At 57.2% G+C, this 13327-nt stretch carries 9 protein-coding genes; 1 reads left to right on the top strand and 8 read right to left on the bottom strand.

The genetic code is table 11. The features are described 5' to 3' along the window. Window positions 1-42: 42 nt before the first annotated feature. The 7 genes from arsA to CA85_RS21205 form a co-directional block, all read right to left on the bottom strand. Window positions 43-1833, bottom strand: a complete 1791-nt coding sequence (gene arsA, locus CA85_RS21235; protein ID WP_146393376.1) for an arsenical pump-driving ATPase — start codon at window positions 1831-1833, stop codon at window positions 43-45. Between the two features lie 583 nt (window positions 1834-2416). Next, window positions 2417-2791 (bottom strand): arsenite efflux transporter metallochaperone ArsD, encoded by a 375-nt coding sequence (gene arsD, locus CA85_RS21230; protein ID WP_146393375.1) that lies wholly within the window; start codon window positions 2789-2791, stop codon window positions 2417-2419. A 96-nt stretch (window positions 2792-2887) separates the two neighbouring features. Next, window positions 2888-3214, bottom strand: coding sequence for an ArsR/SmtB family transcription factor (locus tag CA85_RS21225; RefSeq protein WP_146393374.1), 327 nt, complete (start codon window positions 3212-3214; stop codon window positions 2888-2890). A gap of 99 nt (window positions 3215-3313) precedes the next feature. After that, window positions 3314-4831, bottom strand: a complete 1518-nt coding sequence (locus tag CA85_RS21220; protein ID WP_146393373.1) for a sulfatase — start codon at window positions 4829-4831, stop codon at window positions 3314-3316. Window positions 4832-5222: 391 nt separating this feature from the next. Then, a complete protein-coding gene (locus CA85_RS21215; protein WP_146393372.1) occupies window positions 5223-5438 on the bottom strand; it encodes a hypothetical protein in 216 nt (71 codons plus the stop codon). A gap of 187 nt (window positions 5439-5625) precedes the next feature. Next, a complete protein-coding gene (locus CA85_RS21210; RefSeq protein ID WP_146393371.1) occupies window positions 5626-6294 on the bottom strand; it encodes a response regulator transcription factor in 669 nt (222 codons plus the stop codon). Continuing rightward, on the bottom strand, window positions 6291-10217 hold the full coding sequence (locus CA85_RS21205) for a CheR family methyltransferase (RefSeq protein WP_186775109.1): 3927 nt from the start codon (window positions 10215-10217) through the stop codon (window positions 6291-6293). The genes CA85_RS21210 and CA85_RS21205 overlap by 4 nt, the downstream gene beginning before the upstream one ends. A 664-nt stretch (window positions 10218-10881) precedes the next feature. Between CA85_RS21205 and CA85_RS21200 the strand changes: the two genes are divergently transcribed. After that, entirely contained in the window at window positions 10882-12534 is a 1653-nt protein-coding gene (locus CA85_RS21200) for a hybrid sensor histidine kinase/response regulator (protein WP_186775108.1), read from the top strand. A 224-nt stretch (window positions 12535-12758) separates the two neighbouring features. On the opposite strand, the gene CA85_RS21195 is transcribed toward CA85_RS21200, so the two are convergent. Next, window positions 12759-13103: a BON domain-containing protein gene (locus CA85_RS21195; protein ID WP_146393368.1), complete on the bottom strand. Its 345-nt coding sequence runs from the start codon at window positions 13101-13103 to the stop codon at window positions 12759-12761. Window positions 13104-13327 lie beyond the last annotated feature (224 nt).

Genomic DNA, 13327 nt, shown 5'->3' with positions numbered 1-13327 from the left:
CCCACCTTTCTTTGATAAATAAGGTATCAGTCAATTCGTTTGTTAGCTCGCCGGTGCGGAATCCACAGCGACGATGCGGCGTAGCCCCGACAATCCAGTGGGAGCTTCGCTCTGCCAAGGAACAATCCCCACGCGAGTCGCCAGTGTCGATCGCACCTCGTTGATGAACGGTAACTCACGTTGGCGGCGTTGGCGGAGCGCCGGATCCGTGACGCTCAGTGGCACGAGGCTTTGATTAATGACCCAGGCGAAAGGTTCGATCTCAGCACGGCGTAGGTCCTCCTGCAACCGTGCCGCTTCGTGAACCGGAGTCGCTTCAGGCAATGTCACCACGAGCACTCGCGTGAAATCGGGGTCACGCAGTCGCGGCAACAACTTCTCAACCGCCTCGGGCATCTGGCTTGATTGCCGTGTCACTTCCCGGTGGTACGCCAGTGCGGAATCGAGCAAAAGAATGGTGTGCCCCGTCGGTGCTGTATCCAAGACAACGAAACGGTCCGCACCTTCGGAAACCGCTCGGGCGAACGCACGGAACACAGCGATTTCTTCTGTGCAAGGCGAACGCAAGTCCTCTTCGAGCAACGCTTTGCCCTCCTCGTCCAAGTCTTTGCCTGCCGTTTGCATCACTTCGTCGGTGTAGTCGGCGGTTTCCTGAACCGGGTCGATGCGCCCAACGGTCAATCCTGCGAGCTCGTCCGCCGCGATCAGGGCCGAGACATGAGCAGCGGGATCTGTCGTCGACAGGTGCACGTCGAAACCACGCTCGGCTAACGCGACCGCCACGGCAGCTGCTACCGTCGTCTTGCCGACTCCTCCCTTGCCCATCGCCAGAATCACGCCATGGCCAACGGCGGCGAGATCATCGATCAGTGAGCCGAGTCCAGCGGCCGAGGTGGGCTCTGCCTCCAGCAGATCATTGCTGTCATTGATCGATTCAAGGCCTGCCGTGCCGCCAGTCGTACCGACACTCCGCAGCGAATCGATCCCCATCAGTCCGCCGCTGGCCAGCGGAACGGTTGAGCGGTCCAGCCCCGCGATCACGTCGGGCATGGCTGCGATCGCCTCTTCACCACGCCGCTGCATCGCCGCCGCAATCGTGTCTTCGGGTGTTTGGCTGGTGAAGATACCGTTGACGATCAGATGCTGATTGTGCACGCCGAGCTCCTGTAACTCGCCGCTGGTCCGCCCTGCCTCGCGAAACGCGGAGGTTTCTGGACGGGTGACCAAAACCAAGGTCGTGCAGCCGCCGTCGGCCAACGCATCAACCGTTTGCTTGTAAATCAATGTCTGGGCCTGTAATCCAGCGAGCGGGCCCAAGCAGGACGTGCCCGTTGTGTTGTTGTCGATGTATCCCGACCAAGCCGAAGGCAGCGTCAGCAGACGCAGGGTGTGCCCGGTCGGAGCCGTGTCGAAAACGACGTGATCAAACTGCGAAGTCGCTTCTTGATCACCGAGCAGTTTGGCGAACTCGTCGAATGCCGCGATCTCCAGCGTGCAGGAACCCGAAAACTGTTCCTCCATGCTCGCTACAGCTGCATCAGGCAAGACGCCACGGTAGGGACCAACCATCCGCTCTCGGTAGTCCTGAGCTGCCACCTCAGGATCCAGGTTGACCGCGTACAGGTTGGGGACGGACTCGACCGGCGTCGGTTCACTCGCCAAGGGCGTGCCCAAAACTTCATCGAGATTGGACGCCGGATCAGTCGAAACAAGCAGCACGCGTAGGCCGCGATCGGCCAGCTGAACCGCACTCGCACACGCCATCGACGTTTTCCCCACGCCGCCCTTGCCGGTGAAAAAAAGATTGCGAGTGGGCTGATCGAGAAACTGCATTTTCATTCTCCTGGCTCAAAAGTGAGCCGAATGCCGTAAGGCATCGGGTAATTCCTAGTACAAAAATGTGCCGAATGCCGTAAGACATCGGGTAACCGACGCGGAAACAATGAACGCCGACGTGGACAAAGCAGCGAGCTGTTGACTACCCACAAAACCGGATCCCCTGTCAGCTTGTCTGACAGGTATCCCCGTTTGAAAGCGGCGTAAGCTTTCAGCTTGCGATTTGAGCCGGCCGCAGCTGGAAGCTGAAGCCACTTGTTGTCCTCCCGATGCTTAAGCACGTCTGGGGAAGGTTCTCCGCATAACTTAATTAGCCGGTGGGCGCTAGCCGAATACCGCTTACTTCAGATGCGAAGCGGTCTTGGTAACCCGATGCGTGAGCGAGGATGATCTATTGCACGCAAAGCACTGCATTTTCCTCGCTCACGCATCGGGTTACCAACCTAGCCATGCCCCAAACGGGGCCAAAGTAAGTGCCATTCGGCGCTAGCCCCGGTTTTCTGCCGCCAAACGCGAAGCGTTGAAGCAACCGGAGCTAACGCCCGCCGGCTAATAAACCGAAACAATTCCCCCGACCTGCTTAGCAACAGTCCGAACTGCCGCCACAGCAGCCCGAGTCACCGGACACCGGCAGCGTCGCCTTGGGCTTCATCGCAGTTCCGGTCCACAGGGCGAGGTTCTCTCGCGATGGGTATTCGCTACGGCTGACAACGCGGCCATCGACAATAACCAGCGGCAGGCAATCAACGCCTTCGTCGGTGAGCAGTTGTTGCACTGTGGCGTTGCTGGCGAACTCAGCCGGATCTTGGGCCAGATTGAATCGGACCACGTCGTGCCCCTCCGCCTTGAGCCAATCCAGGTCAGCAGAAAATTTTGGTAACACCGGGTCAACTTGCGGCCCGCAAACGCCGGTCGAGCAACACATTGCTTTGTCGTAGATTTGAACTTGGGTCATCGCTTCGTCTCCTGGGATGAAAGTTTCAATGGTGGGAAGTAGACGGCAAAGACGGAACGTCCATCGGCGATGGACGATAGGTCCAGCCAGAAAACGTCATAAATCCGCAACCAGGGCTTTTAATTGGTCGAGTTTCTCGTGGTTGATGCAGTAACAGACCTTGGGGCCATCCACTTCTCCCTGGATCAACCCCGACTCTTTGAGGATCTTCAGGTGCTGAGAAACTGTCGATTGGGCCAAGGGCAGGCAATCGACAATCTCACCGCAAATGCAAGCCTCACGGCCAATCAGCAACCGCACGATCTGAACCCGGGCCGGGTGGGCGATCGCCCATGCCAGCTTCGCAAACGACTCTGCCGTCGGGTCCGCATGAAGCTGCACCGGGGTCGAGTCGCAGGGTTTCTGAGTCAATCGCTTTGCCATGGGGTTCCTTTATCGTCCATTCACGATAGGCGATATCGGCGTTCTTGGCGAGGGGAAATCAGTCAAAATTCCAAATTCGACGGCGCGACGTCTGCCAGCCTATCGCCGTTTACCAAACATCGCCTCGCGATTGGTGTCGAAGCCGGCCTCTCGTCGTTTTGCAATCAGCTTCGCCCGCATCTCCTCCACGACGGACACGTACTCGGGGTTGCTCGCTTGGTTGGTGAACTCGCCGGGATCATTCTTCAGGTCGTAGAGTTCCATTCCCTTCTCGCCCCAGCCCCACTGGGTGAATCGCCAACGGTCTGTCCGCAGGGACTCACCGCCGCTACGGCTGATCGTGAATGCCTGTTGCTTCTTCCACTCCGGTGAATCGGTATCGGTCAGCAGCGGCCGGAGACTCTCTCCCTGGAGGACTTCCGGCGCGTCAACGCCAGCTAAGTCGGTGAGGGTGGGATACAGGTCAATCAGTTCCGTGATCTCACTGGTGCCGTGGCCATGCATTTCGGTGAGCCACGGGACACTGACGATGAACGGCACTCGCGTCGCTTCCTCGAAGAGGTGCTGTTTCTGAAACTTGTGGTGATGACCCAGCAGGTATCCGTGATCGCTGCTGAAGACGACGATCGTGTTGTCGGCCAAACCTTTTTCTTGCAGTGCATCGAGCACGCGCCCGACCTGAGCGTCCATATACGAAACGCTGGCGTAGTAGGCCTGCAGCAAACCCTTGTGGAGTTCAGGCGTGACCCCATATCTCGACTTGTTTCTCTTGTAGTTGCGAATCACCTTTGGCACATCGTCGAGATCATCCTCGGGGACGAGCGGTGCTTGCATCGCGTCTCGTTGGTAGCGGTCAAAGAACTCTTTGGGTGCGACCAACGGCACGTGAGGTCGGACGAAACCCACGGCAAGAAAAAACGGTCTGTCCTTGACTCTTTCCAATACCTCGACGGCACGATCGGCCGCCAATGCATCGGCGTGATCGCTGTCTGTGGCCGAGGTGATGACGGCCGTAAAACTCTGTGAGCCTTTGTCCTTCGGTGACCAGTTGGTCAACTCGCCCGGCGTGTGATGCTCGGGAGCTCGAACATTGATCGCCTCGTCCCACGACAGCGGATCATCGCTATCCGCCGTTCCCGCGATAATCTCTGATGGGATCCCCATGTGATAGATCTTGCTCACCCGGGCTGCGTAGTAGCCGCGATTGCGGAACGCTTGCGACAGCGTCACGACCTCGGGCAGGCTACCACGCAGCGTGCCCGCGTTGCCGAGTGTCAAGTTGGAATACGGATACAAACCTGACATGATCGATGCCCGCGACGAACCGCACACGGGATACTGGCAGTGCATGTTCTCAAATTGAACGCCGCGTGCTGCCAAGCGGTCGAGGTTCGGTGTCTGGCACTGCGGGTGTCCAAAACCACTCAACGCCGTGTTCAAGTCGTCAGCGATTAGAAACAGGACGTTCGGCCGGTTCGGTTCGGCAGAAACCAAGCCAATCGGCGCTACCGCTAAGAATACAAAAGCAAACCAACGGAAACTGAGCATCCATTTCACTCCGAAAAAAATGTAGGTGAGGCTCGTAGCTGAAAACACGAACTCTGAAAACGAGATCATGAACGCTCCATCTGTTGAGCTCACTCAGAGCTAGGATGATCTCCCGAAGACCGTCAAACCTCAAACCTTAGCATAGACACTCTCGGGGAACCTCGTGCTGTTCCCTCCCAGCGATAAAATCGCGAAAGCCATTTGTCCACGACGCAAACCTCGCGAGCGGGGGACGTCCCACCTCTTGACCCCGGCAGGCAACAATGCGAAGCCTTTTTCTCCCGTGAAGTACGGGAATGCTTGCTTTCAGACGCTGCCTGGAAACAATCTGCCGTAGAGGCCCTGCCTCCTGATCATGCCAGCAGGCAGAGCCAACAACGGTGCGGTGCGTCCCCAGGGCTGTGGCAGCTTCGGCTGCGTCGGAAAGAGCCATCGGGCCGCCAGTTCCGTGCTCGAGACACTAGCAGGCGTCTTCGCTGTAGAATGCATTCTCCGCCATCCCGTCTCGCCCAGCCAGATTGAATTCGGGGCTATCAATGGCCGTGGTATCGCTCAAGGTGGTCGGTGGATTTGACGATGGCGTCGTCGCGTTCGGCGGAGCCTCGTCTGCGTCGCCGCATCCAGCGAACGTGAGTAGGGCTGCCGATACCAGTGTCAAGAAGAATGTCGTTTTCATGTTAAGCCTCGCTAGAAGAAGTGCCTGTCGCACTATCGGGATAGAACTGAGTACTGCTGGGTAGTTAAGCGAGTTTCGTGCCAATTGTTCCAGTCCATCAAGGGTCACTGTGAGGGAATGTCAGGACGGCGGTGGAGTCCCTCAAAGATCAATGAAGCAACCCTGTCGTGATGAGCTCAGGCGGTGTTCATAAATCGCCACCGAGTACCCAGCTCGTCGCGTGTTGGGCGAGTTGGGCGGCGTGCTCGATGCCAAGTTTTTGCTTGATGTTCTCTTTGTGTCGTTCGATCGTTTTGACGCTCAAATACATCGCGTCAGCGATCTGGCGAGTACTGCGGCCATTGCCAATTTGCTCGAACACTTGCAGTTCACGGTTCGATAGCGAGTCGATGCCTTCGACCGACTTGGTCCCTGGCGAGCCCATGCGTCCGCGCAGCAGCCCATCGGTCAACGCATTGCTAAAGTACAACCCACCGTGCAAGATCGTCTCGATTCCTTGGATCAGCTTTTGAGGGGCTTCTCTTTTGTTGATATAGCCCGCCCCCCCAGCGGCTAGGACGCGATGGGCGAACAGTACCTCGTCGTGGGCAGATATCACAAGCACTTTGGTGCCGTCTTTGCGTGAGTCGATCGACCGGATCAAGCTGATCCCGTCGCCCTCGTCGAGTGACAGGTCGACGATGGCCAGGTCCGGGTGTTCACGCTTGATCAGTTCCAGGCCCTCCCTTTCCCCTTCGGCCATCCCGACGACGTCCATCGCCGGTTCCTGATTGATCAGTTGAGCGTAACCAAATCGCACAATTCCATGATCGTCGACGACAACGATTCTCGCAACTTTCCGCAACGTCTCGCTCATGATTGGCACCTTTTCAGTGGGATGGTGAGAATGATGCGGGTTCCGTCGCCGTCGGCGGTCTCGACGGTCAATTCGCCGCCGATCATCTCGGCTCGATAACGCATGATTCGCAGGCCATTGCTCTTGGGTTTGATTTGGCGGGTATCAAATCCATCTCCTCGATCCACAACGACCATCCGAAAGAAGTCGCTCGTGGAAAGTTCAACGTCTATGCGACCGCTGCCTGAGTGCTTGATTGCGTTATGAAGCGATTCGCGTGCGATTTGGTAGATCGTTGCTGCAGCTGCATCGATACGTACGAATGAGTCATCGAATTCTTCGCAATGCAGAGTGATGTCGATCCGAAACCGCCGTTCGAGTTCAGCGGCAAGGCGGTTGAGCGAGGGCATTAGATCTGCGGCCGCGACCGTGTCGGGCATCAATCCACGCGAGAGTCGGCTGACGTCTTCGTGGGCTTCCTGCAAAATCTCGATGAGATGATCGAGATTAGTGATTTGGGGCGATAGTTCCGGCGGCATACGAGCGCGAATTGATTCGGCGATCAAGGCACCGCCGGTCAACTGCTGAGCGATTCCGTCATGCAGTTCGCGGCCGATTCGCCGCTCCTCTTCGTTGGCGATATCTGCGACTACTCGTTCGAGTCGTTTTCTCTGGACCACGTGCCCTAGCTGGATGCCTACCTCGGGCATGATCTCTAAAAATTCCGGTTCGGGCGAGGTTGGCTCCTCGGAGAAAAACTCGATGACCGCGACGGTCTCTTCGCGGATCATGATGGGGAAGGCGATCGCTCCACGCAGCCCCGCCGCTGCGGCTTGTCTTTGCAATGCATCGGGTACCTCCGAGATGTCACGGACCTGCTGCGGTTGTCCCGTTTCTGCGACGATGCCAGCGAGGGTTCCCGGCGTGTCAATCGTTGTCTGCTCAATCCGGCGCTGAAACTCGGTCAGCTCGGCCTTCTGCTGGTCGATCTGGTCGCTGACATGCCAGATCTTGGTACTGGTCAGTCGGGGCATCTCGCTGTCATGTTGCGTGCTCAATCGCCACAGATGACCGATCCGCCAACCATTGAAGTCGGCCAGCCCGGCCATTGCGAGACGCATTGCCGACTCGACCGACTGGGCTTCGTTCGCGATTCGAGTGACATGTTGCAGGATGGTTAGCAGTTCGGTTCGCCGAGCCACTCGTCGTTCCAGCGTTCGGTTCGCGTCGCGAAGTTTTTCCTCACTCTCTTCCAGTTCGACTTCGCGTTTTCGCCGGGAGGTGATATCCATCAGTGTGATCACAACGCCGCCGATTCGATGGTCGTCGGTTCGGTAGGGCACAATTCGCCGTATGAAGGTTCGATCGCCGGAGCAATCCACTTCCTTTTCAACAGGTGTCAATCGCTGCAGTACCTGTTCACACTCATCGACCAAATGATCGTTCAGGAAATCATTGTGCAAGTCCCCCAAAGGGCGGCCGATGTCAGCTGGCTTGATGCGAATCAATTCCCGCATCGCGGGGGTGAACCAACGAATCGTCAGCTCTCTGCCGAGGCACGCGGTGGGCACCTCGGTGGCGGAGATGAGGTTTTCGAGGTCCGCGTGCTTGACCTCCAGCTCTCCCACTTTGCTGGCGAGTTGTTGGTTGACGGTAGAGAGCTCCTCATTGAGCGATTGCAGCTCCTCCTTTCCCGTCTCAAGTTCTTCGTTGGTGCTCTGCAATTCCTCATTGATGCTCATCACCTCTTCGTTGCTGGCCTTGTGCTCTTCGCTGGCCGCCTCGAACTGTTCCACCGTGGATTGCAGGTCATCTTGGGTCGCGGCCAGTTCTTTCTCTAATTGATGGAGTTGGGTGTTCTCATCGATCGAGGACAACGTCGCCTCGGACGTCGGTGCGGTCCCGCCAGCCTTACTTGGTGGTTGTGCAGGTCGCGTGTTAGGACGGTCGCCGTTATCAGTGACGTCTTCGAAAACGATCAGGGCAAAATCATCCTGCTGGTCTTCGCCGGAAATCAGTCGCACGTCGAGCCGAATCGAAGAGGCACTGGAAATGAGTTCACCGCGACACACGACGCTCACGTCGGTATCCTCGTGGTAGGCACGCTGCACCGCAGCGCGGAGTTGGCTCCGTAGGATGGGCACAATCTTGCGGAGTAGATTGTCGTTGGGAACACCCTCCTGGTGCGTCAGGTAAGGGTTCACGTCGCCGCAGATGTAGAGAATTTGCCACTGGCGGTTGATCAACACTGCCCGGGCCGACATCATCGCCAGCAGTTTCTGCTGGGCGAGCTGAGCCGGACGTTTGGGCAGTGCCGGTCGGGTCGGCAGTTCATATTCGCGGCGCGGCCCGATGCGATTCGCCGGCAAGCTGAACTTGTCCTGCGCCGTTCGCCCCCTGCTCTGGAAAATTCGGCTGCTCTTGTCGATCGTCTTGAACAGGTCTTCATGCCGGCCAACCGTCTCGGCCGTACCCAGCAAGAGGTAACCTTGCTGACGAAGGGCAAAATGGAAGAGAGAGATGATTTTCTGCTGCAGGTCGGGCTTCAGGTAGATTAGCAGGTTGCGGCAGCAGACCATGTCGAGCTGGGAGAAGGGTGGATCCGCAATCACGTTTTGATCGGCGAACACAACTGTCTCACGTAGCGATTTGTTGACCTGGTAATGGACGTCTCCATCCCGCAGCGTAAAGAAACGCTTTAGGCGTTCCCGGGACACGTCCGCCTCGATACTTGTGGGATAATTTCCCGACCGGGCTCGATCGAGGGCATCGACATCGATGTCGGAGGCAAAGACCTGCAAACGACAAGATTTTCGCTGCCTCCCGATTTCCTCCAAACACAGCATCGCAATGGAATAGGCTTCCTCACCCGTTGCGCAACCCGCACTCCAAACTCGCACCACATCATCATGCGATTTCGACGCGACGATTTCGGGAATCGCGTGGGCCGCCAGTTTCTCCCAAACTCGCGGGTCGCGAAAAAAATCGGTAACACTGATCAGCAAATCCTTCGCGAGGGCTTGAATTTCGTCCGGATGCTCGCCCAAGAACTCGAGGTAGTCCTCGTACCGATCGATGTGATGCAAACACATCCGCCGCCGCGTGCGACGCGACAAGGTCGCCAGTTTGTAGTTTTGGAAATCCCGCTTGGCCTGCTTCGCCAAGAGTTTGATGATTTCGCCGAGTCCAGCCTCATTTGAATCCGGCGTTTCCGCCGCTGGCTCGGCGGTGCCAGCCCGTGGGGCGGGAGCGGATCCTTCGTGGCGAAAATTCTTGACCTCGGATGTCTTCGGGCCGGCGGCTTGCGTTGCCTCTTCGCCGCAGATGTAATCGTGACTGGCGAACCGAGCCAAGATTTCCGGCATCGCTTCGGGCGTTAACACTTGATCGACGATGCCGGTATTGATGGCACTGTCGGGCATCCCACTAAACTCGGTCGAGTTCAATTCTTGCGCCAACACCAGGCCGCCCGCCTCCTTAATCGCCTTGACCCCGAGCGTTCCATCGCTGCCGGTACCGGACAGGATGATGCCGACGGCACACTGTTGCTGATCTTTCGCAAGCGCTCGAAAAAAGAAGTCGATCGCGACGGGAGTGCGGCGCGGACCCTCCATTCGAGTCAAGCTCAGCCTCCCGTCGTCAATGCTCAAGAATTGGCCCGGTGGGATCACATAGACATGCCCCGGTTTCACTAGTGGCCCGTCGTCGACCTGGTTGACCGGCATCCGCGTGTACTTTGCCAACAACTCAGGTGCCAGGCTCGGTCGATCTCGAGCTAAGTGATGGACGATGACGAGGGCAAAACGCGGGGCCTCGGGTACCGCCTCCAGCAACCGCCGGAGCGCCTGCAGGCCGCCCGCCGACGCACCCACTCCCACGATCGGAAACCGGTCCGGTGCGGATGGGGAAGCGATTGGAACGTCAGGCTGCGCTGGCTTCGACACGGTGCCTCCGATGCGGGATCTGAATGAATGTTCATGATACGGGAGACGGATGTGCTTCGAACAGTCATTTGGTCGTTTCCCAATTCGAAGCCCCGCCCATGAAACGATGTCACTTTGAACATCTGGCTGGCGCGATGCCCTGGACTGCCCGGCAGGGTCCGATACGAGAGCGAGGGGTCCTACGAGCTCACGCTTTTTGAAACGGAGTGTTTGTACACGGGACGGGGCGGAGCACATAGTGTGCCGTTTAACGCTGTGGATCAGCGGCAAGTTTTCTGACCCGGCATGCGTTTCAGAAAATAGTGGTGGGTTGGGGCATCGTGAACACCACCGCGAATGTCGAGAGAGGCAAGGGCTAGCCTGAGATGGGGGATTCTCCCACCAGCAATATGGTATTTCTACGCTTTGCTGGGGTTACGGGCACCACGAAGATAATCTCCCGTCCTGGCTCGCGGAATTCTCTCGTGTCGAAAATGCGAGGCACCGATGGAAAGCTTTGCAGCCAACGTGAAGGCGATGGCGATCACCGCAGAGATGCACTGCTGATGAGGCGCGATGGACCGTATGGAACTGGATTTGGAATGACGTCTTAAGAACCCGTTTCAGTGGGAACCCAATGATGCTCCGCCAACAGATGTATCGACCTGCGACGAGAGGATGCTCCATGACGCAAAAACGCGAGACTGAATCAGAAGTACCCGGACTACCCGAACAAGAGCAAGCCGCGGCATGGCGATATTTACAAACGCAGAGTACACAGCCGGCGTCGACTACGCGCTTGCAACAAGAGCTGAGCACGGTGGTCGCGTTGCTGGTTCCAGAGTTCGCCGACGAGGTCTGTGTCGATTGTTTCCAGCCCAGTGGATTGACGCAACGGTATGCGAAGTTTGCCAGTGACGAGTTGGTGTTTGTCGCTGACAATGAAAAATTGAGAGGCGTTCGCGATCGCGAGCGTTTTACGAAGCTGCCTCTGACCTATGCCGGAGGCTTCGTCGGGGCGATATCGCTCGCGCGTTTACCGGCATCGAAACCGTTTTCTGAGGGCGAACGGGCGAGAGCACAACGACTGTCTCGAATGGTCGCGAGCCGGATCGCCGCGAGCATGGCCGCTGGGCCGGCGGCCGACCTCCAACCGCATCCGCAGCAATCCGTACCGGATGCTCAACCAACCGAAGCTCGCTTACACCACCTCTGCGGCGTTCTCGCACATGAACTTCGTAACCCGCTGAGCGTTTTCCGCACCGCCGTCGACCTGATGGAGAACGACGGATCGTCCAGCGAACCGCTGCATGGAATGCTGAAGCTGCAAACTGAGCGGATGACACATCTGGTCGACGACCTACTGGATATGTCACGCTGCCTCAACGGAAAAACACGACTTAAGAAAGAGCCGACGCAAATACCATCGATCGTCGAGGCGGCGCTGCAGAGTATGCAGTCCACTCTCAGCGATAAACGACAGCGTGTTGTGACTAATCTTCCGTCGGAATCGACGTGGATTGACGGTGATCGTTTTCGACTTACTCAAGTGCTGATCAATCTGATTTCCAACGCATCGAAGTTCAGCGAAGACGGAGCTTCGATCCGATTGAACGTCAGCGCGGATAACGAATGTGCTGAGTTTCACATAATCGACCAGGGCATTGGTATCGATCCCGACGATATGCACAGGCTATTTGAGTTCTTCTCCCAATCTCAATCGTCGGCTTCGCTCGATCACTCCTGCGGCGGACTTGGCATCGGATTGGGCTTGGTCAAGAGCTTGATCGATATGCATGATGGCAGTGTCACCGCTCATAGCGACGGAAAGGAACAAGGGGCAACATTCGTCGTGCGCTTGCCAACATGTGCAGCACCCGAGCCCGACGATTCGGCGCAGACGCCACCGGCGGTATCGAAGTGCGAGCGTGTGTTGATCGTCGATGACCGCCGCGATAACGAGTACGTTCTCAAGGCGCTGGTGACAAAGCTGGGGGCCAAAGAGACCCGCTCCGCCACCGACGGAGTCTCGGCGCTGACTGCGTTGAAGGACTTTCAGCCGGACCTCATCCTGCTGGACATCGGCCTGCAGGATATGTCGGGACTGGATCTGGCACGAGAAATACGCAAGCTACAGCACTGCCGAAAAACGTTCCTCGTCGCCGTGACGGGGTACGATGATGCTGACTTGCGGCAGCAAGCGACGTCGGCTGGCATCGATCTGTATCGACTCAAACCAGCCTCCATGGAGATGCTTGAAGATGTGTTTCGACGGGCCAGCGAAAAGGCAAGCTGCCGAACACAGGAAATGAATGATGGCTCATTGCACAGCCAATGAATGCGCCATCGAGAAGGGGCGAACACTGATTCATTCCCTTCACTATGTACTTCAGAGCGATTGGCGTGAGTCGCAGCCGTCAACGAGCCAGGAGAACCCGAACTTGAGCAGGACGCCGAAGTCGGAAGCAGGATAGATATTTCGATCAGTTTTAGCAGGCCAACGCGACCGATCCATTGGAAGAAGCGGAGGATGCCCTGGTCTGTTGGATTGATGGTTGGAATTCACCGCGATCGAAGACCGGTTGATTCTACTTGGTTTGCATCGATCACTTCAATCTTGTTGTCGATTCGCTCGACTCCGTCAACGTAACGGACAATTTCTTGCGCAACTTGCTTCAAATAGAACGAGGGCAACTGCCCCGTTAAGGTCGCCAAGGTGCGACCACCTTCCGTTCGCGAGCAACTACATTTGACGGCGTGGAGTGTTGAGCGTCCGCTGTGCCAGAGCCGGTGGATCACCGCTTGCTCAATCTTGGCAAGATAGCTGCCCGCACGCCGATCCGCTTGAGGCTGAGTGGGCGAGCGGTGCTGTTTCGCGTGTGGCTCCGCTAAAATGGTACCAAGCATGAATCTCTCGTGGTTAAGGTGAGTTGAAACCGATTTATGGAGATCGGCATGAATCCGGGCGAGAAACCTGACGAGTTTGGCGCCGTGCTATCGACTTAGGCGTCGTTCGGAAATAACTTACCCGTTTGACCTGTTCTTGTGTGGTTGAATCTCATAGTTCCAGTCACCGTGAAAGCTGTTACGTTTTAGGCGTATGCTTTGCATCTCATTGTCAGTCACTTTGC

Origin of the sequence: Allorhodopirellula solitaria, from assembly GCF_007859855.1 — a bacterium.
Taxonomy (GTDB): Bacteria; Planctomycetota; Planctomycetia; order Pirellulales; family Pirellulaceae; genus Rhodopirellula; species Rhodopirellula solitaria.
This window is presented reverse-complemented; position numbering and strand designations above follow the sequence as displayed.